We start from the raw sequence: 22222 nt of genomic DNA, 5'->3' as shown, positions 1-22222 counted from the left end.
AGATCGGCTCATTCATCTCGACGGCCCCTCCGTGCCAACGACCTCGGCCAGCAACCGCGCCCAACGACCCGCGACGATGCCGTAGTGGTCGGTGTCCAGTCGCTGCCAGCTCTGCAACTGCGGCAGCAAGGCCTGCCAGTTGCGTTGCAGGTCATTCATGTTCCAGGCGTTGCCCAACCCATAAGGGTTGGCGTGCCCCGCGATGAACATCTGCACCCGTGTGTTGCTCAGCGCTGGAGGCTGGAAGTCGACCATGCTGGCCATGTTATTGCGGCAGCACACCGTCAGCCGTTGCAAATAAGCCTGACGTTCCTCGGACATCCCCTGCCCTTCGACGTCAGGCCAGCGCTGGGCAAACTCACGCTGGAACACCTGCTCGATGGTCCGCTCGTCGATGCCGGCCAGTTCCGCACCGGCATCCGGAGCCGGCGGGTCAATCAGGTACAGCAGCGGTTGCCTGAATCCGTCAGCCTGGGCTTGCTGACACAGCGCCTGCGCCACCCAGGCACCAAACGACCAACCCGCCAGGCGCCAGGCGCAACCGTCCGGGAGGTGGGACTTGATTGCCTGCAGATACAACCGGGCCCGCTCGACAATGCTGATGTTCGGTAGCGCCGGTACACGCAACGCAGGGTCGGCAATCACGCACACCCCCAGATCAGCTGGCAGCGCCGAGACCAGTTCCCGATAGGCCTGAACATCGCCGCCCACCGGATGGATCAAATACAGCCATTCGCGACTGGCGCCGGCATGCCATTGATCGATCCGCACCGCGTCGTTCCAGCTGTGCGGCGCGTCATCTGAAGCCTCTGCCGTGGAATCTGCCACCAGCCCCAACACTTCGTTCAGGCTGACTTTGTGGCTGAACTGCGACAACTGAAATACCTCGCCGGTGGCCGCTTGCAGTTCATCGATCAGATCCAGCAAAGTCAGCGAATCCGCGCCCAGGTCGTACAGCGAGTCGTCGTCCTCCAGCTCGCTCACGCCGAGCCATTTGCACAGGCATTCACGCAGGCGCACGGAAAGATCCACGCCCTTCGGCACTGCGACCGGTACAGCAATAGCGCCATGGCGAACCGGATAGAAGCGTCGCGCGATGTCGATGCCGGTGGTGGAAACCAGCAATTGCGGCAACTGCGCCGTCATCGCCAGCTCAAACACCCGACAACCCTCTTCGGCCGACAAGCCGACCGTGAGATGCTCTTGATGCGCAGCGTCCCCGCCGTTGCTGGTCGTGGCCATGCCGATGTCACGCCAGATGTCCCAGTTGATCCCCAAGCGCAGGCAAGTATTGGACGTATCCGGACGGTAATGCGCGAAGCCGTCGAGCACGCCGCTGGCTGCCGAATAATCCAGATGCCCCGCGCCGCCGAACAGTGCCGACATCGACGAGCAGTACAGGACAAACCCCGGCGAAAGCTGTTCGATCAGGCTTTCGACCGCCAACATGCCACGGGTCTTGGTGGCCATCGCCTCGGCCATCTGACGGGCATCGCGGAGGCGAATCAGACTGCCCGCGCCGACACCCGCCGCGTGAATCACCCCGGCCAATTGACCGTAACGCCGGGCCAGGTGATCGAGAACCTGCGGCCAACGCGACAGATCCGCGATGTCCGCCTGAAGGCAGTCGATTCGCGAGGCGTAAGCCGCGAGGTCTTCAGGCAGTTCACCTTGACGGGAGAGCGACACTACACGCCGCCCAGGCGCTTGCAGCAGGTGTTCGCACAGGGTACGGCCGATACCGCCAGTACCGCCCAGCACCAGAAATGTGCCGTCGTCCGGCAACAGGCTGGAAGCCGTAATCGGGTTCGGCAATGGCTGAGCGATCAATCGTGGCTGCCACAGGTAACCGTCGCGCACTGCCATCCGCCGAGGCAACGCGGCCGGATCGCCAAGCAGCGCCGTCAGCTCTGCGGCCTGGGTATCAAGGTGCGGCGACGGCCAGTCCAGCCAGTGGCAACGCACCGGATATTCCTGAGGCACCACTTCGCTGATTCCGGCCAGCGCCCCCAGCTCGGGACGCCGGACTTCACCGTCCACCGGGCACGCCTGCCACGACATCAGCCACAGCCACAGTCGTGTCGTGCGCACGGTTTGCCCCCAGGCCTGCAACAGCGCACTGACCGTGTCCAGACAGGCCCACTGCGCCAGATCCAGCGATTGCTCGTTGACCGCGCCTGACACCGCCAGCGGCAAGGTGTGCAGCCAGTCGAGTTCGCCGGGTTCAGGCTCTAAGACCTCGGTGAGCAAACGGCCCAATGCTTCGGAATCCAGCGGATCAAGCTCGAAACGATTCGCGCCCAGTTGTTTGAAGCCATTGCCGGCGCGCACTTGAACTACGCGTCGATAAACAGCCCGCAGGTGCTCCAGCAATGTCGAGTTGGGCGCTTCATGGCTGCAAAGAATCACCGTTTCTCGATTGGCATGCGATGCCTTCGCGCTCAGGCGCTGGACACGCACCCACTGCCGCTGATGGAACCACTGCGCCAGCGGTTGCCGCTCGATTCCAGGCGAAACGGGGGCAACGACTTCGCCGGCGGGTTGAAACCGATAGGTCTGAAGATCGAACGACGCTGGCGGCAAATCCCAGGGCGGCGGTGCCGAGCGCTGTGGCCACTGGATATGGGCGCCTTCGTACCAAGCCTCCAGCAATGCCTGCGCTGAATGATCACGGGCGATCAGTTGTGCCCCCGACGTGGTGATTTCCTTGATTGTCGTTGGCTGCAAAGGAATTTCATCACCCGGCTGGCAAACCATCGCAAAGCGCCAGCGCAGTTGGCGGCGACCTGACTGCAAGTGCCGCAGCAATGTGGTCTGCTGTTCCGGATGCGTTTGCAGGTGTTCGCGGATCACCGCGATATCGCGCAGCAATTCGGATCGACTGTGGGCCGAGATCAACAGCAGAGGCAGCGTTTCCTCGGTCAAGTCCTGCGCCTTGGGTGCGGCGCCGACAATCACATGAGCGTTGGTGCCTCCGATCCCGAAACTGCTGACACCCGCCAGGCGCCGGCGCCCTTGCGGCCATGGTCGGGACGTGGTGGGCACGTAGAACGGCGAATGCTCCAGATCGATCTGCGGATTGATCCGGCCAAACCCGAGGTTCGGCGGCAGCACGCCATGGAACACCGCCAGACTGGCGCGAATCAGCCCGACCACCCCCGCTGCCGCACCCAGATGACCGATCTGGCTTTTCACCGAGGCCAGCGCACAGCTGCCGGCCGGCGCTTCGCCGAAGGCCTTGGTCAATGCCGCGACCTCGATGGGATCGCCCAGCAATGTCCCCGTGCCGTGTGCTTCGATGTAGCCGATGTCAGCGCCGGTCAATCCTGCACGGTTCAAGGCATCGCTGATGACCGCGCTCTGCCCGGCCACCGACGGCGCGGTGTAGCTCATCTTGGCCCGGCCATCGTTGTTCAACGCCGAGCCTTCGAGCAACGCGTAGATCCGGTCGCCATCCGCCCGCGCCCTGGCCAATGGCTTGAGCACCACCACGCCATAACCGCTGGCGCCGATGGTGCCGCTGGCGTCGTCGCTGAATGGACGGCACAGACCATCGGCGGAAAAGATGTGCTGCGAGCGATGACGATAACCATCGGTCAAGGTCGGGTCGATCAGCACGCCGGCGGCCAGCATCACGTCACTGTCGCCCTGGCGCAGCATTGAACTGGCCATGTGCACGGCGATCAGCGAGCTGCCGCAAGCCGCCTGCACACTCAGCGCCGGGCCGTTGAGGTCCAGGTGATACGCGGCTTTGGTCGCCAGAAAGTCCTTGTCGTGATGCAACGCCATCTGGAAGCCGTCCGGCAGGTCGCCTTCAGCGGTCTCGCGCAGCATCTGCTGGAAGTACGTGGTTTCGCCGCAACTGGCGATCAGGCCGATACGCGGACCATCCGCCGACGGGACGATGCCCGCGTGTTGCAGGGCCTGCACACAACCCATCAGCAGGTGCCGCTGTTGCGGATCCATCAGGCGCGCTTCCTGGCGGCTGATGCCGAAGTACTCGGGATCGAAATCGAGCATGCCGGCCAGTTGGCTGCGGGCGCCGACCAGACCTTCTTCGGCGGCAAAGCGTTCGATGCCCAGCTCGTTACCCTGCACCATCGCCCAGAACTCGGACAGGTTCTGCGCCCCGGCCACATTGACCGACATGCCGATGATTGCCATCGGCTGGTGACCTGCATCGGTTTGCCGGACGCGCTCCACTGCGGCCACCGAAGCCGTCGACAGATGCCCCGCCAGACGCCGTACCGTGACGTGCTCGAACAGGTCGGCCATCGTCACCTTGTGCGGCAGCTCTTCGGCGTAACGGCCATGCAAACGCATCAGCCCGAGGCTGGTGGCGCCGGCCTCGAAGAAGGACTGTTCCGGTTCGATGTCACGGCCAATGACTGTCTGGAACAGTTCGCTCAGTTGCCGCTCCAGCGCGGTCAATTGCACAACCGGTTGTGGCGTACTGCGACGCTCCAGCGCCTCGCCCACATTCGGCAAGGCCTTGCGATCGATCTTGCCGCTGGGGGTCCGTGGCCAGACCTCGATCCGCCGATATTCATCGATCCGCACATGGGCCGGCAGTCGTTGCGCGACCTGACGATCCAATTGCTGCGACGTCGCAGGCTCACCGTCGAGTTGCAGCCAGGCGATCAGGCGTGGCGGATCGGCCTGAACCGCCACCACCGCGTTGACCACTTCCGGCACCTGCATCAGCGCCGCCTCGATCTGCCCCAGCTCCAGACGATGGCCACTGAGTTTGATCTGCTGGTCGTCACGTCCCAGATAATGCAGGCAGCCTTGGGCATCGGCCCACGCCAGATCGCCGGTGCGATAGAACAAGCGGCCCTCTGGCAGCTCTACAAACCGCTTGGCATTCAGATCAGCATCAGCCAGATAGCATCGGGCAACCATCGGCCCGGCCACCAACAGATAGCCGCGACTGCCAATTGGCACCGGGCGATCATGCTCATCGACCAACAGCAACCGGGCATTGCCGACGGCGTGACCGATCGGTGCACGCAACGGCCAGTCACAGGATTGCGGAGGCAGACGCAAAGCGCTGACCACATGGGTTTCGGTCGGACCGTAGTGATTGAACAACGAAGCCTGCCGCATGCCGCCGAACCAGTTGCGCAGCGCGTCCGTGCAGAGCAGTTGCTCTCCGGCGGTGATCACTTCGCGCAATGCCGACGGGTAAATCCCTCGGGCCACAGCGGTTTGCGCCAGATGCTGCAGCGCCACGTACGGCAGAAACAACCGTTCGATCCGCGCCTCGACCATGTAATCCAGCAACGCCTCGGCATCCTGACGCCAGCGCGGCGTGATCAGGTGATAACAGCCGCCCCCGCACAGGGTGCTGAAAATCTCCTGAAACGACACATCGAACGACAGCATGGAGAACTGCAGGGTTACCGCTTTTGCCGGCAACTGCCCTTCCGTGCGCTGCCATTGCAGCAGGTTGCACAGGGTGCGTTCCGACACTTGCACACCTTTGGGCGTGCCGGTCGAGCCGGAGGTGAACAGCGTGTACAGCGGTCGCTCGCCGGCGTGGCGTGGACGCTCGAACGCTTCAGCACCGACGTGCAGATCGACCCGGTGAACGGCGAATCGTCCGTTATTGAGAGCATCGAGTGCGGCCGCCGTCGTGTCGCTGAACAGCACACAATGCGGTTGCGCCTGTTCCAGCACCTGACGCTGGATCGCCACCGGATAAGCGGGATCCAGCGGCACGGCGGTCAGATTGAGTTTGGCCAGGGCCAGCAGCGCGACGATGTGCTCGACCGAGGCATCGAGGAACAGCACGACATGCGGCGGCGCTTTTCCCTCCGGTAATGGATGACGCGTAATCAATCTTGCCGCCAGGGAATCGGCCAGCGCATTCAACTCGGCATAGCTGAAACGACGCAGGCCTTGCACCAACGCAACCGCATCCGGCGTGCAATGCACCTGATGCTCGAACCAGTCCGCAAGGGTGTTGAACGGCAGCTCGCCCTTCGGCCCTTCACTGGCCGGGGCCAGACCGTGTCGATAAGGCCCCAGCAGACTGTCGAGCGTCGCCGCCGGGCTTTCCAGCAACAGATCCAGACCACGGCGGAACAACGCATTCACCGTGCTCATCTGTCCGGCATCGAAATAGCTGCACTGATATTCCCACCAGCACTCCAGCTGCGAGCCGCTGCCCACCATCAACAAGGTCAGCGGACACTTGGCGTGCAGGTGTTCGTTGAACTCAAGGGTCGCGTGCAGGTTCGAGTCGGCCAGCGCGGCGTAATCGGTGTTTTCCAGCACGAACATGAAATCGAACAGCGCGGTACTCGAGGACAGCCGCAGATCTTCCACCAGATCCGCCAGCGCCACGTCCTGTAACGCCAGCACCTCGCGCACGGTGGCGGTCTGTTGATGCAGCTGTTCGCTCAGGGTCGCTGCGTGGTTTACGGCGGCGGGAATCAGCACGGTGTTGGCGAACATGCCGACGCTGTCCTCGAACTCCGCCAGAGGCCGGTTGGCCACCGGGCTGGCGATCCGGGCCCGCTCGCATCCGGTCAGGGCGTAAAGACTCCAGGCGAAGACACTGAACAGCACTTCGAAACGGGTCAGCCGCTGCTGCGTGCAGAACCGTTCAAGGGCTGCACTGCGCAACGCGCCCAGAGGTTCGCGGTGCAACCTAGCATCCGGGCTGACCGGGCGCATCAGCATCAACGCGGGCGATGGGTCTTCCCGATGACGGTGCAACTCGGCCAGGGCTCGCCGCTGGTCACGGTAATGCGGATCGACGCTCCACTGCCGCTGCCACTGACCAAACTCCAGCGTCGTCAAATGGGCTGCCGATTCAGGGCTTTCGCGACCTTGCACGATGTCGGCATAGAGCTGTTTCAGGTCATCGAACAGCAGGTTCACCGACCAGCCATCGACGATGATGTGATGCAGGTTCAGCAACAGCCGACAGCTGCCATCGGCGAACGGCAACAGCCACGCCTGAAAAAGGTTCGGCGTGGACAGGTCGAACGGTGTGCCAAACACCAATTCTGCAAAGGCCCGCCAGTTGTCTTCGGCGAAATGCCCGACGGCAAAAGTGCTACAGACCGAACCTTGCTCGGCGATTAACTGATCAAGACCCTCGGCCCCCGATGCGAATGCCGTGCGCAAACCAGGATGGCGCTTCACCAGACGGTTCACGGCCTCGCCCAGTGCCGCGACCTCGACACCTGCCGCCAGATGCAGAATCAGCGGCACGCTGTAAGCGGTCGAGGTCGGCGAACGTTGCTGCAACAACCAAAGGCGGCGCTGTTCAGCGGTCGCCGGCAAACGTGCAGCGCGACTGATCCCGGGCGCAGGTGGATAGATCGAATCGCCACGCTCACCCAGCAGTTGTCCGGCCAATGAGGCGAAAGACTCGTTTAGCAACATGTCGAGTGGGATCTCGCGCTGCCAACGGTTACGAATCGCCGAACGCAGGCGCATGGCCTTGAGCGAATCGCCGCCACTGCCCAGCCAGTCGTCCTGCGCACTCAGAGCGGGTTGGCCGAGCAGCGAACGGGCCTGACTCAGCAACCAGTCCAGCGTCGGTGAAGCGTTGTCGTTTTCCATGGCCACGGAAGCTGGATGCCACGGATTCAGCGGCTGCCCCAGCAAGCTGTCGCGATCGATCTTGCCATTGGCCGTCAGCGGCAGGCGCTCCAGCAGGAACAGTTGATGCGGTCGCATGTATGGCGCCAGTTGCGCCCGCAGATGGGCTTCGAAGGCGTGATAGTCCTGATCCCCGCGCGGCACGATGAACGCCAGCAGCTGATGATCTTCCGCCGCCAGACGCCGGGTGCAGACAAACACCTGCGCCACGCCCGGATGCTCCAGGATCCGTTGCTCCACCTCCCCCGGCTCGATGCGGAAACCACGAATCTTCACCTGACGGTCGACCCGTCCCAGGTACTCGATCAAGCCTTCGGCATTGCACCGCACCAGATCGCCGGTGCGGTAATGCACCTGCGCCCCCCCGTCGAGGTCGGGTAAACGGACGAACTGGCGAGCCGTTTCTTCGGGCCGGTTGCGATAGCCTCGGGCGACGCCGCTGCCACTCAGATACAGCTCGCCCACCTCTCCCACCGGCACCGGCCGTTGCTGTTCATCCAGCACCTGCACGCCGGTATCCGGCAGCGCTCGGCCAATGGGCGCCAGGTCACCGGTAAAGTCGCGGCTGATCGGCCAGCACAGCGCAAACGTGGTGCATTCGGTGGGGCCGTAGACGTTATGAATCCGGCACTGGCTCTCTGGATTGGCCCGATACCATGCCCGGACTGCAGCGGCGCTGATCTGCTCGCCACCGATCAACACCTGACGTGCGCTGGCAAAGCACGACGGCCACTCGGCAATCAAGGTATTGAACAACGACACCGTCATGAACAGGTTGTCGACCTGCGTCCGCTCCAGCACCTCGGCCAGTCGGCGCGCATCCAGCACGTCCTCGTCGGCGATCATCACACAGCAGCCGCCGTTGAGCAGCGGCGCCCACAGCTCGAAACTGCACGCATCGAATGCCGGGTTGGACAGGCAGGCGAAGCGGTCTGCAGGACGAATCTCGATATAGCCGTCGGTGTGCGCCAAACGCAACAAGCCGCGCTCGCCGACCTCAACCGCCTTCGGCGTGCCGGTGGTGCCCGAGGTGTAGAACAGGAACATCACCTCGGCGAACTCTGCGGCCAGCGCTTGCGGCGGAGTGTCCGGCTGATCGAGCAACGCCTCGACGCTGGACTGCCACAATGAAGGCGACCACTGAGGTTCTTCGTCCAGGGTAATCAGCCCCACACACGCCGCATCCGCCAGCATCAATTCCCGACGTTTGAGCGGACTCGCACGGTCCAGCGGCACAACCACGGCGCCGATCTTCAATGCACCGAGAATCGCCGCCAGCCATTGCCAGCAACGCGGCATGCACAACGCCAGCGACTGGCCGGGCTCGACGCCACGTGCCAGCAACCCTCGGGCAATGCGCTCGCTGGCGCTGGCCAGTTCGGCGTAAGTCAGGGTGACCGAGCCGTCGATGACAGCCGGAGCTTGCGGGTTGCGCTGCACTTGCTCGGCAAGGCGCGCGAGCAACGTCAGGTCATTGGATGCGCTCATCATTTCGCCTCCTGCGCGGAGAAGCGTTCCAGCTCCTGCCGGATGATCTGCGAGACCCGATGGATTTCCGCGCTTTCGAGCATGTCCCAGTGCCCGCCGCTGACCAGTTTCGCCAGATAGCCGCTACCCGCGCGGCGTCGCCAGAAACCGCGCAGTTCATGCAACTGATGACGGGGGAAATCTTCCCGGGCCTGAATCAGCACCACACGCTGGGCTTGCGGCGCACACTCATAGGCCGCCATGGCCAGACGGTTGTGGTTGTAGATGTGGAAATAGCGCTCGACTTGCGCATCTTCGATGCCGGGGTACATGCCGTTGAAGCGCACCAGTTTGTCGCGGAACTCGGCCATGTCCACGGTGCCGATCTGCTCGCGGAAACCCGGATCGTCACTGCCCTGAGTATCGAGCAACACCACCGTCACCTGACGATGCCCCGCCGCCGTCAGCAACCGAGCCATTTCATAAGCCACCAGGCCACCGAACGACAGCCCGGTGAGAATCAGCGGTTGTGTCGTCAGCGGTTCGATCAGGCGCAAGTAAGCCTCGGCCATCGCTTCAACCGTCGGTTCGGTGTCTTCTCCCGGATTCAGCCCCGGCGATTGCACCCCGTAAACGCCAGCCTCGTCCGGCAACACCTTGGCCAGCGACAGGTAACAGAACGCCGTGCCGCCCGCCGGGTGAATACACACCACATTGCTCTGCCCCGCGCCACGACGGAACTCGATCAGATTGCCCTGCGCCACTGCGGGGTTCGCCCCGACCCGCAGCCAGCCGCCCAGCGCTTCGATGGTCGGGTAGCTGAGCACCACGCGCACCGGCATTTCAACCGCGAACACCTGGCTGATTTCATGGGCCATCTTGATCGCGGCGATGGAGGTGCCGCCGACGTTGAAGAAGTTGTCGCGAATGCCGATCTGCGGCACCAGCAGCAGGCGTTTCCAGATCTGGTACAGCGTCAGTTCGATGTGATCGCGCGGGCTGCTCAGGTTGACCTGACGATTGACCATTTCCTCGTCCGCCAACGCTGTCAGGGCAGTCCGATCGACCTTGCCATTGGCGGTCAGCGGCAAGGCGTCGAGCCACAGATAACTGCCGGGGACCACCGCACGAGGCAGCGTCGTCGCCAGATAGGCCTGAACCGCCGCTTCATCCATCGGCTGGGTAACCACGCAACACGCCACCAGACGCTGGTCCTGCGCCGCGTCGCCGACCATCAACACCACGGCGCTGCGGATGCCGGGAAACGCTTCGAGCCGAGCTTCGATCTCGCCCAGCTCCAGACGCACACCGCGCAACTTGACCTGGAAGTCGTTGCGTCCGAGAAACTCCAGTTGGCCATCCGGTCGATATCGCGCCAGATCGCCGCTGCGATAGAGGCGATCGCCTGCCACGAACGGATTGTCGATAAAGCGCTCGGCACTGAGCTGCGCCAGCCCCAGATACCCTCGGGCCACGCCGACGCCACCGATGTGCAATTGCCCGGTGACACCCACCGGCACCGGCTCGTCGCGGTCATCGAGTACGTAAAAACGGTTGTTGGAAATCGGCCGGCCGATCGGCAGTTGCCGGGCCGGTACTTCGGCTCCGGGTTCAAGGGTCCAGATGCTGTTGATCACCGTGGTTTCGGTCGGGCCGTAGACGTTGTGCAGCCGCGCATGGGGCAGACGCTCCTGAAAACGCCGGGCCAGTGCTGGCGGCAGTTCACCGCCGCCGCTGAATACATCGGTCAGCGACGTACACAGACTGACCTCTTCGACTTCCAGAAACAGCTGCAACATCGCCGGCACGAACACCAGCGCCGTGACCTTCTGCTCGCGCACTTCGCGGGCCAGATACGCCGGTTCGTAATGCCCGCCGGGCCGCGCGATCACCAGCCGTCCGCCGGTTGCCAAAGGCCAGAACGTCTCCCACGCCGAGGCATCGAAACCGAACGGGATCTTGTGCAGCATCGCTCCCGCTTCGCCGCACACCTGCAAACACCACAGCAGCATGTTGCTTAAGCCACGATGGGCGACCATCGCGCCCTTGGGCAATCCGGTGGTGCCCGAGGTGTAGATCACATAGGCGAGATGGTCAGGGGTGACGCCGACATTGCGTGGGTCGAGATTGTCGGCGGGCAACGACGCCCAGCTCGCGGCATCTTTTTCGAGGTCGAGAATCGGCGCTTCCCAGGTCGAACCTTGCACAGCCTGACGCAAAATCCCGTGCGCCGAGCCGAGAGTCAGCAGCACCGCCGGCGTGCTGTCGCCGAGCATATGGCTCAGGCGTCCCAGTGGATAATCCGGATCCAGCGGCACATAGGCGCCACCGGCCTTGAGCACCGCCAGCAGCGCCACCGGCAACTCCAGCGAACGCTCGATGCACACCGCCACGCGCACATCCGGGCCGACGTCCAACGTGCGCAAATGCCGCGCCAGTCGGTTGGCCCGGGCATTCAACTCGGCGTAGCTCAGTGACTCGCCTTCAAAGACCACCGCGCAGGCCTGAGGATTGCTCGCGGTCTGCGCTTCAACAAGTTGATGCACGCATTGCGCCGGTTGCGTCAGCGGCATTGTGCGGTTGAAGTCGACCAGCACCCGCTGACGCTCCGCCTCGTTCATCAACGGCAAGGCATTGATCGGTTGCTTGGCATCAGCGGCGATCTGTTCGAGCAAGTGACGATAGTGCCCGCTCAGGCGTTCGATGGTCGCGACGTCATAGAGATCGGTGTTGTATTCCACCAGCAAGTCCAGCCGCCCTTCCCGCTCGACCCACTCGAACGCCAGATCGAACTTGGCCGTGGCGCTGCTGGTGCCGTACGGCCTCAATTCCAGATCAGGCATCTGCACGCCGCTGCCGGGGGTGTTCTGCAACACCAGCATCACCTGGAACAGCGGCGAATGACCGGGATCGCGCTGCGGATTGACGGCCTCTACCACGCGGTCGAACGGCACGTCCTGGTGGGCGTGAACGTCGAGCATCTGGCCACGCACGTCGCGCAGCAATTCGGCGAAGGTCTGCTGCGGATTCAGGCGCTGACGCAGCACCAGCGTGTTGACGAAGTGGCCGATCAGCGGCTCGACTTCCGCGCGGTTGCGGTTGGCGAATGGCGTGCCGATGCACAGATCCTGCTGGCCGCTGTGGCGCCACAACAACACTGCCAAGGCGCCCAGCAGCACGTTGAACAGCGTGCCCTGGGTCTGCCGGGCCAGCGCCGTGAGTTCGCGCAATGTGCCGCCAGCAACGGAGGAACTGAATGTGGCGCCGACATAACGCTGCACCAACGGGCGCGGCCGGTCGGCGGGCAGGGTCGACAAGAGCGGCGCGTCGTCCAGGTTGCGGCGCCAGTAATCGAGCTGAGCGTCCAGTGCCGCACCACCGACGCGCTGTTGCTGCCAGCAGGCGTAGTCGGCGTATTGCACTGGCAACGGCGCCAGGCTCGAGGCCTCACCACGCCGATAATCGCCGTACAGCGTGGCGACTTCATGCAGGATCACGCCCATCGACCAACCGTCGGCGATGATGTGATGCACGCTGTACAGCCACAGGTATTCATCGTCCGCCACACGCAACAAAGACGCGCGCAACAACGGCCCGGTGGCCAGATCGAACGGTGCCCGGGCGTCCTGTTCAACGGCGAATCGCACTGGTTGCTCGCGCTCATCGGCAGACAGCTGGCGCAGATCCGTCACCGACAACGATAGCGGCATCGACGGGTGCACAACCTGACGCGGCTCACCCTCGACGCTGCAAAACGTCGTTCGCAGGACTTCGTGGCGGGCAACCAGTTCGTTCAGTGCCCGCTCCAACTGCGCGACGTTCAACTGCCCTTTTAGCGTTACCGCCGTGGGTACGTTGTAGAACGGGTTGCCGGGCTCCAGTTGATCGAGAAACCACAGCTGCCGTTGCGAGAATGACAACGGCCAGTCCGTTTTCCCGTCGGCACGCCGGGGAATCACTGCGTCATCCTGGCCACCGAGCAAGGCAATCAGTTCCTGCTTGTGGAGCTTGAGCGCCGCTGTCAGTTCTTCGGTGAGAAACCCGCGCGGCGCCTTGCAGCGCAGCCTGTCACCGTCCACTTCGAGAGCCACGCCATGGCGAGCGAACAACGCCAGCAATTGATCGGCATTCATACTTCGAACTCCTCCATGTCTTCGTCGTCCAGGCTGGCGGTCACGGGCTCGATGGCAAACGCCTCGACCGGCGCACGATGTTGTTCATCGGCCGTGCGCAGGCCGCCGATCATCGAGTAGATCAACTCGTGGTTTGGCCCGAGGTCGAACAACGCCGTAAGTTGCTGTTCCTCGACCGAACCGATCCCGCACAGACCCAGGCCGTGCTCGACGGCGGTCATGCTCAACAGCTGCGCCATGGCACCGCTTTCGATGTGGCAGAAGTCGCGGCTGCGCTCGCCATACAGCGGGCGGATCGCGGCTATGTCGGCGATAAAGAACAGCGAGAACGCGGCGTTCTCGTACACCGGGCGATTGACGAAATAGTCGTAGGTGTCCGGGTCGAGCAGTCCGCTCTGGAGCGCCAGCAAACGATGCCGGCGGGGATCGTAGTAATACGCGCCACCGGGCACGCCGAGCACGCGATCCGGTTTGACGTAGAGGTACGCCTGAATCGGGTACAACCCGCCCGCCGAAGGGAACTGGTATTTCACCTCGCCGTCGAGTTGCCCCTGGGCCAGTGCCGCCAATACATGCGCGAAGGCTTGAGTGGCAATCGGCTGCTCGCCGAACTGGCGCACCGAGCGGTAATCACTCAAACGCCGGGCGAACGCCGGGTTATGCGGCAAGTCCAGTGCCACCTCCGGCAAGGCTTGAGCGAAGACACGGCGACCGCGTTGCTCAGCCTTGAACTGCGCCCGTTGCTGCGGATCTTCGATGATGTCCTGCGGGGTCTCCGGCGCCTGCTGGACGTTGCCGAGCAACTCCTGACGCGACCGGTTCTGGCGGTACATGCCCAGCAGGTGCAGCAACGTCGGCTGGGCCAACAGTTGCGCCACGTGCGGGCGGAACTGCAAGGCGCCGGACAGAGCGTTGCTGATCCTGACGATATCGATTGACGTTGCGCCGAGGTTCAGCAGATTGGCGTTGGCGGCAATGGATTCGCGCTTGAGCACGCCCTGCACGATTTCCACCAGCCGCTGTTCCTGCGGGCCCTCGACTTCCAGCGCCGGCCCTTGTTCCTCGATTTGCTCCGGTTCCGGCAGGCGCTTCTTGTCGACCTTGCCGTTGGAGGACAACGGCCAGGCGTCGACGAAGGTGAACGACGTCGGAATCATGTACGCCGGCAGCTTGTCCGTCAGGTAGTCGGTGAGGTCACTGGCCTGCAACGCCGGATCGGCCTTGAGCACATAACCCGCCAGACGCTTCTCGCCCAGTGTGCTGCCTAGAATCCGCACCACCGCGCTCTGCACGCCAGGATGGCGATTGAGCGCGGCTTCGATCTCGTCCAGCTCGATGCGATAACCCTGCACCTTGACCTGATTGTCTTCGCGACCAAGGAATTCGATGTTGCCGTCCGGTAGCAAGCGCCCCAGGTCGCCGGTGCGATACAGCCGTTCGCCGGTCAGTGGATGATTGAAGAAACTGCCCGCGCTGAGTTTCTCGTCACGCCAGTAACCCTTGGCCAGACCGATGCCGCCGATGTACAGCTGACCCGCAACCCAGGTCGGTCGCACTTGCAGCGCTTCATCCAGCACGTAGAAACGCTGATGGTCGAGGGCCTTGCCGTAGGGAATACTGCGCCAGGTCGGATCGACGTGCTGCACCGGATAATAGATCGACCAGATCGACGCTTCGGTGGCGCCGCCGAGACTGATCAACTGCAAATCCGGCTGCAACGCCCAGGCCCGCTCGGGCAGGGTCAACGGAATCCAGTCGCCCGACAACATCGCCACCCGCAGGTTGGCAGGCAGTGCGCCGCCCTCGCCCTCCACATACTCGACCAGCATGCCGAGCAGCGCCGGCACCGAGTTCCACAGGCTGACCTGATGACGCTTGATCAATTCGAGCCAATGCGCCGGATCAAGAGTCAGTTGCGGATCAAGGATGACCACCGCCGCGCCTACCGCCAGCGTGCCGAAGAAGTCATAGACCGACAGATCGAAACTCAGCGAGGAAATCGCCAATACGCGGTCGTTCGGGCCGACGGCAAAGCGCCGGTTGATGTCGAGCAGCGTGTTGACCGCACCGCGATGGTCGATCACCACGCCTTTCGGCTGACCGGTGGAGCCGGAGGTGTAGATCACGTAAGCGAGGTCGCTTTCTTTCACCTGCACCGGTTGCAGTGGCAATGCATCGTTTGAGACTGCATCGGTCACGGCAATGGGCGTGACCTGCGCCGGCCATTCGATTTTGTCGAGCAGCGCCGGTTGGGTCAGGGCCAGGCTCGCCTCGGCCCGCTCCAGAATATGCCGCAATCGTTCCGCTGGTTGGGTCGGTTCGATGGGCAGGTAAGCGCCGCCGGCATACAGAATCGCCAGGGTCGCCACCACCTGCTCCCAGCCGCGCTCCATCACCACCGCGACCAACCGGTTTGGCAGCACACCCTGCGCTTGCAGGCGGGCGCCGAGTTGTCGGGCCTCAAAGCGCAACTGGGCGTATGTCAGCTGCCGCGTGCCGATTACTGCCAGTGCGTCCGGCGTGGCGAGTGCCTGACGTTCGAACAGTTCGTGCATCAATGGCAGCGTTTGCTGATTGTCGACCGGTGCCGGCAACCGCGCCTGCGGCAGCAGTTGTGGCGTGTTGGCGCCCCAGGCTGCCGGCTCGCACAGGCTGTCGAGCAGCGTGTTATAGGCGACGAACATCTGCTCGATCATGCCTTGCGGGAACAGTTCGTCGATGCTGTCCCAGTTGAACAACAGCCGTCCTTCCAGCTCCAGCAAGGTGTGGTCGAGCCACACCTGCGGGGTCTGGGTGATGCTGTGCATGTGCTTGGCGTTCAACGCGTCGGCCAGGTTGAATTCGGCCAGTTCCGGCGCCGCTTCCGACAGCGTGCTGTTGAACACGATCGGCATCGCCGTCTGCTGCACGCCCCGGGCCTGGGACAATTCGCGCAGCACCCGCACACCGCTGACCACCGAATGATCGATGTCGCGCCACAGCTGCGCCTGCACGGCGCGGGCCTTGTCGGTGAAGCTCAGCGCCCCGTCGATGCCGACTTCCAGCAGCACCAGCGAGGTGAAGTCGCCGATGATTTCATCGACATCCGGGTGCAACGGCATGCGATTGAACAGCGGCAGGCTCAGGGTGAATCGCGGCGTGCGGCTCCACAGCGCCAGCACTTCGCTGAAGGCGGTCAGGAGCATCACCGACGGCGTCACCGCAAATTGCTTGGCCACGGCTTTGAGTTGTGCCCACTGCGCCGCCGACATGTCGCGGTCACGGCGGGTGAAGTGCGGGTTGGCAATGCTCTCGGGTTGGCGCACCAGCGGCAAGTCCGGCGCCGGGGCCAGAGTGGTCACCCGTTCGCGCCAGTAGCCCAGCGCCTGCTCGTAGCGGCGACCGTTGCGCAGTTGCTGTTCGGCCAATACGTAGTCGCGGAAAGTCAGGCCCGGTTCCGCCAGTTCCAGCGCCGGATCGACGTAGAACGCCATGAGTTCGCGGGCGAGAATCTGCGTGCTCGCCGCGTCGACGATCAGCGCATCGAGGCTGATGTGCAAATGGGTGATGCCGTCATCGAGCAACGACAGGCTGAACTCGAACAGCGGCCAGCGACTGGCGTCCAGCACCTGATGGGACTGGCGTTCGCGGGTTGCCTCCAGCGTGCGCTGCACCTCTTCGGCGGGCAATCCGCGCAGATCGCTGCGGGGCATGTGGTAGGTCGGCACCTGAGCCAGCACCTGTTGCGTGCCGTCGCTGAGGAAGATCACGCGCAGCATGTCGTGGCGCTGGATCATGCGGTTCAGCGCTAGCTCGAAACGTTCGGCGTCGAACTCTGGAATGCGCAGCTCTTCGTAGCCGTGAGCGCTGACACCACCGAGGCTGACCGTGGCCTCGCGGCCGAACCAGTACGCTTGCTGGATATCGGTCAGGGAGAACGGTTCATGTCGATTAGCGCGATCCGGCTCGATCTGGATGAACGCCGGTTCGATGCTCTGATCATCACGCGAGACCTGCGCCGCCAGATCCATCAATACGGGCGTTTGGAACAGACTGCTCAGGGACAGTTGCGCGCCCATCCGCTGGTTGATCGCGTAGATCATCCGCGTCGCCAGCAGCGAGTGGCCGCCGAGGTCGAAGAAGTTGTCGTGTATGCCCACCCGCTCGCACTTGAGCACTTCGGCCCAGATCTCGGCCATTTGCCGTTCGGTGTCGTTGCGCGGCGCCTCGTAGGTCGCCCCGGCGCTGCGCTCCGGTGCCGGCAGCGCCTGTCGGTCGAGCTTGCCATTGCGGGTCAGCGGTAATTGCGAAAGCCGGACCCAGGCACTCGGGATCATGTGTTCGGGCAACTGGCGTTGCAGTTCGGCACGGAGGAACTCGCTGGGCGCGGTGCCGACCACATAGGCCACCAGACGCTTGTCCCCGGCCACGTCTTCACGCAGCAGCACGGCGGCTTCCTGCACGCCGGGTTGCTGATGCAACAGACTGTCGATCTCACCGAGCTCGATGCGGAAGCCGCGCAATTTCACCTGTTGGTCGATGCGCCCCAGGTACTGCACGTTGCCGTCGGCCTGGAATTTCGCAAGGTCACCGCTGCGGTACATCCGCGCGCCCGGCTCGTCGCTGAACGGGTCCGGCAGGAAGCGTTCGGCGGTCAGGTCCGGGCGGTTCAGGTAACCCCGGGCCAGACAGGCGCCAGCAATGTACAACTCGCCCGCCACACCGACCGGCACCGGATTCAAATGTTCGTCCAGCACGTACAGCCGCGCGTTGGCGATAGGACGGCCAATGGGCGGCGCGTCCGGCCAGGACTCGGCCTCGTTGCAGTCGAGGCTGAACTGGCTGACCACATGGGTTTCGGTCGGCCCGTATTGGTTATGCAACTGCGCGCCGCCGAGCCCACGGACAAAACCGCGCAGCTCGTCATTGATTTGCAGGGCTTCACCGGCAGTGATGATTTCGCAACCACCGGCCGGAATCGGTGCATCTGCCTCGGTCAGGCCAGCGAGTTGCTGCAACACGGCGAATGGCAGGAACGCCCGCTGCACGCCTTCGGCCACCAGCGTCGGGCGCAGTGCTGCCAAGTCCTTGCGGCTGTCCTCGGTCATCAGCAGCAGGCTGCCGCCCTGGCAGAGCGTGCTGCAGATTTCCTGGAACGAAACGTCGAAGTTCAGCGAGGCGAATTGCAGCACGCGCTGCGGTGTCGTCACTTGATCGAGTTGCCAGTTGATCAGGTTGTCCAGCGCGCGGCGGTTGTGGGCGACGCCTTTCGGGCGGCCGGTGGAGCCGGAGGTGTAGAGCACGTAGCCGAGGTTTTCCGGGCTCACATTGACTTGCGGATCATCCGTCGGGTGCTGTGCCCATTGCGATGCATCAGTGTCCAGGCAGCAAATCTGCGCCTCGTTCACCGGCAGCCCGGCCATCAGGCTCGATTGCGTCAGCAGCATGGTCGGCGCGGCATCGCTGAACATGAACGCCAGACGTTCACTCGGATAAGCCGGATCGAATGGCACGTACGCCGCACCGGCCTTGAGGATCGCCAGCAGGCCGATGACCATTTGCGGCGAGCGCTCCAGGCACAGGCCGACGCGATGTTCGGGGCCGACGCCCTGTTCGGTCAGGTAATGCGCGAGACGGTTGGCGGCGCGATTCAGTTCGCCGTAACTCAGTTGCTCACGGTCGGCGAGCAGCGCCACGGCGTCGGGCGTTTGCCGGGCGAGGCTTTCGAAACGCGCCACGCAACCGGGCAGTGACGACGTATCCCGCGCGGTGCGGTTCCACTCATGGACGATCTGCTGATGTTGTTCGGCGCTCTGCAACTTGATCGCGGTTAGTGATTGCTCGCTGTCCTCGACCATCTGCGTCAGCACCCGGCGCAGGTACTCGCCAAACTGCTCGACGGTGCCGCGTTCGAACAGGCCAGAGGCGTATTCCAGACCACCGACAATCTGCCCGTCACGTTCATGGAGTGCCAATTGCAGATCGAACTTGGCCACGTGATGACTGCTCTCGACCGGCGTGACGTCCAGCCCGGTCAGCAGCAAATCGGAGTCCTGATCCTGCTCCCACGCAAACAGCACCTGGAACAGCGGACTGTGGGCCAGACTGCGCGGCGGATTGAGCAACTCCACCACTTGCTCGAACGGCAGGTCTTGATGCTCCTGAGCCCCCAGTGCGACTCTGCGCGCCTGTTGCAGCCATTGCGCTACTGACGGCGTACCCGATCGGGTCATGCGCAGGGCCAGGGTGTTGACGAAGAAGCCGATCAGCCCTTCCAGTTCCTGCTGCGGACGGTTGGCCGATGGCACGCCGATCACCACATCGTCCTGCCCCGACAGGCGCGACAACAGCAGCGAAAAACCGGCCAGCAAGGTCATGAACAGTGTGGTGCCTTGTTGCATGCCTAGGGCTTTCAGGCGCGTGGTCAAGGCTTCGTCGAAGAACAGCGGGACAAAGCCGCCGAGGTAGTCCTGCACGGGTGGACGCTTGTGATCGGTCGGCAACTCCAGCAGCACCGGCGCGCCCGTCAGGGTTTCGCGCCAGTAACGGCTTTGCTGCTCCAGCACGTCGCCGGTCAGCCATTGTTTCTGCCACACGGCGTAATCCACATACTGCACGGGCAACGGCGGCAGCGGATCGTCGCGATCCTGCAACGCCGCTTCGTACAGTTGCCCCAGTTCCCGGGTGAGCACGCCCATCGACCAGCCGTCGGAGATGATGTGGTGCTGGGTCAGCATCAGCACATGGTCGTCCGGCGCCAAGCGCACCAGGCATACGCGCATCAGCGGGCCACGGCTCAGGTCGAACGGCCGGGCGCCCTCCTCGTCGATCAATCGGGTGAGACGCTCTTGAGCATCGGGCCCTTGCAGATCGGTGACGGTCAGTCGAAGGCTGTGCGCGGGCGGTGAAACCTGCTGCCGCCCTTCCCCTTCAACGGCAATGAAAGTGGTGCGCAGCGCAGCATGGCGCGCCACCAGTTGATTGAAGCTGCGTTCGAGCGCCGGCACATCCAGCGAACCCCGCAAGCGCAGGTTCAGCGGCATGTGATACGCCGCGTTGCCACCCTCCATTTGTGCCAGAAACCAGAGGCGCTGCTGGGCAGACGACAACGTTTGCGCGCCCGAGCGTTCAAGGGCCGTAATCGCCGGACGAGCCGCCACCTGACTGGCTTGCAGCCGTTCGGCGAACAGTTTCAGAACGGGTGCGGCAAACAGCGTCGAAGGCGCAACTTCCAGCCCCAGCGTATGGCGAACCTGCGCCAACACCCGCATCACCAGCAACGAGTGACCGCCGAGAGCAAAGAACTGATCCTCACGCCCCACTCGCTCGACGCCGAGCACTTCGGCCCAGATCGCGGCGAGCGTGGTTTCCAGCGTTCCCTGCGGCGCCTGGTATTCCTGCTGATCGAACGCCTCGACGTCCGGCGCCGGCAAACCGGGCCGATCAACCTTGCCGTTGGCGGTCAACGGCAACGCGTCGAGACGCACGAATGCAGTCGGCACCATGTAATCCGGCAGGCTGGTTTGCAGCTGTTCACGCAGGAAACGCGGACTCAGCGTTGTGCCCGGTTTTTCGCAGTAGTACGCGACCAGTCGAGGTTCACCGAGACCGTCCTGACGCAGCAACACCACGCTTTCACGCACGCCTGCAATGTCCGCCAGCCGGGTTTCGATTTCCCCCAGTTCCAGACGCAGCCCGCGCAACTTGGCCTGGGAATCGTTGCGGCCGAGGAATTCCAGTTGGCCGTCAGCTCGGTAACGCGCCAGATCTCCGGTTCGATACAAGCGTTCGCCCGCCACGAACGGGTTGTCGATGAAGCGCTCGGCAGTGAGTTGCGGCAGGTTCAGATAACCCCGCGCCACGCCGACGCCACCGATGTACAACTCGCCCGCGCCCCCCTCGGCAACGGGCTCGCCTTGTTCGTCGAGCAGGTAAATCCGGGTATTGGGCAGTGCCCGGCCGATGGGCAGCACAGTGTCGACCTGACTGCTTTCGGTGAACTCGAAACAGGTGCTGTCGATGCTCGCTTCGGTCACGCCATAGGCCTGGACGATCTGCACTCGCTCACCGCAAAGCCTGCGCAATTGCCGTGCGCTGTGGGCAGTCCAGATGTCCGAGCCGCAGACCACGGTGCGCAGGAACGACAAGTCGTGGCCGGTATCTTCGGCCCAGGCCAGCAAGGGATTGAGCAGCGCCGGGACGAAGTCGGCAAAACCGATCTGCGCTTCGCGCATCAAGCGATACAGGGCCGGCGGGTCCATCAAGGTGTCGCGGGGGCACAGCACGAGCGTGCCGCCAAAACCCAGCGCACGAATCAGGTCGGCGCTGAACACGTCGAAGGAAAACCCGGCCATTTGCAGGTGATTGAGCGGCTCGCCCAGCGCATAGAGTTGCGCCCAGGCGGCGCTTACGGCGATCAACCCGCGATGCTCGACCATCACGCCTTTCGGGGTGCCGGTCGAGCCGGAGGTGTAGATCACGTAGGCCAGGTGTCGAGGTGTCAGGCCTGTCACGTGGGGATCAGGATTCTCGGGTGACTGTGAAGCCCAATGGGTGGAATCGCCCAGATCGAGCACCGTCGGCGCCATGGCCGATTGCTCGAGCGCAGCCAACAAAACATGCCGCGCCTGACCGTGGGTCAGCACCACCGGCGGTGCGCTGTCGGCCAGCATGTGCGCCAGCCGCGCCTGCGGATACGCCGGGTCCAGCGGCACATAGGCACCCCCGGCCTTGAGCACCGCGAGCACACCCACCAGCATCTCCAGCGAACGCTCAAGACAAATCCCCACCCGCACGTCCGGCCCGACGCCGAGGCTGCACAGGTGATGGGCCAGGCGGTTGGCGCGGATATTGAGATTGCGGTAGCTGAGCGCCTCTGCTTGCCAACGGACGGCAATGGCCTCGGGGTTGCGCAGCACCTGCGCTTCGAACAGACCGTGCACGCACAGATCGGTGTCGAACGGAATCGAGGATGAAACGTCGGGCTGCGCGGGATTCGTCCCACGCAAGGAAGTGTTGTCGAGCAT

Annotated in this window: 3 protein-coding genes; all 3 read right to left on the bottom strand. The window is 63.6% G+C overall.

Going from position 1 to position 22222, the window contains the following annotated elements; all coding sequences use genetic code 11:
- Positions 1–12: 12 nt before the first annotated feature.
- The 3 genes from NH234_RS13075 to NH234_RS13065 are packed head-to-tail and all read right to left on the bottom strand — an operon-like array spanning position 13 to position 22222.
- Positions 13–9108: an amino acid adenylation domain-containing protein gene (locus NH234_RS13075; protein ID WP_367256870.1), complete on the bottom strand. Its 9096-nt coding sequence runs from the start codon at positions 9106–9108 to the stop codon at positions 13–15.
- Positions 9105–13217: an amino acid adenylation domain-containing protein gene (locus NH234_RS13070; protein ID WP_367256868.1), complete on the bottom strand. Its 4113-nt coding sequence runs from the start codon at positions 13215–13217 to the stop codon at positions 9105–9107. Before NH234_RS13070 ends, NH234_RS13075 begins: the two co-directional genes overlap by 4 nt.
- Positions 13214–22222, bottom strand: a complete 9009-nt coding sequence (locus NH234_RS13065; protein ID WP_367256866.1) for an amino acid adenylation domain-containing protein — start codon at positions 22220–22222, stop codon at positions 13214–13216. The genes NH234_RS13070 and NH234_RS13065 overlap by 4 nt, the downstream gene beginning before the upstream one ends.

The sequence above is a fragment of the Pseudomonas sp. stari2 genome, assembly GCF_040760005.1.
Lineage (GTDB): Bacteria > Pseudomonadota > Gammaproteobacteria > Pseudomonadales > Pseudomonadaceae > Aquipseudomonas.
The sequence above is the reverse complement of the archived record's forward strand: the minus strand, read 5'-3'. Positions and strand labels throughout refer to the sequence as shown.

Excerpts from the sequence above, each read along its gene's own strand:
- NH234_RS13075 (WP_367256870.1), bottom strand. The coding sequence starts at position 9,108 with ATGATGAGCGCATCCAATGACCTGACGTTGCTCGCGCGCCTTGCCGAG.
- NH234_RS13070 (WP_367256868.1), bottom strand. The coding sequence starts at position 13,217 with ATGAATGCCGATCAATTGCTGGCGTTGTTCGCTCGCCATGGCGTGGCT.
- NH234_RS13065 (WP_367256866.1), bottom strand. The coding sequence starts at position 22,222 with ATGCTCGACAACACTTCCTTGCGTGGGACGAATCCCGCGCAGCCCGAC.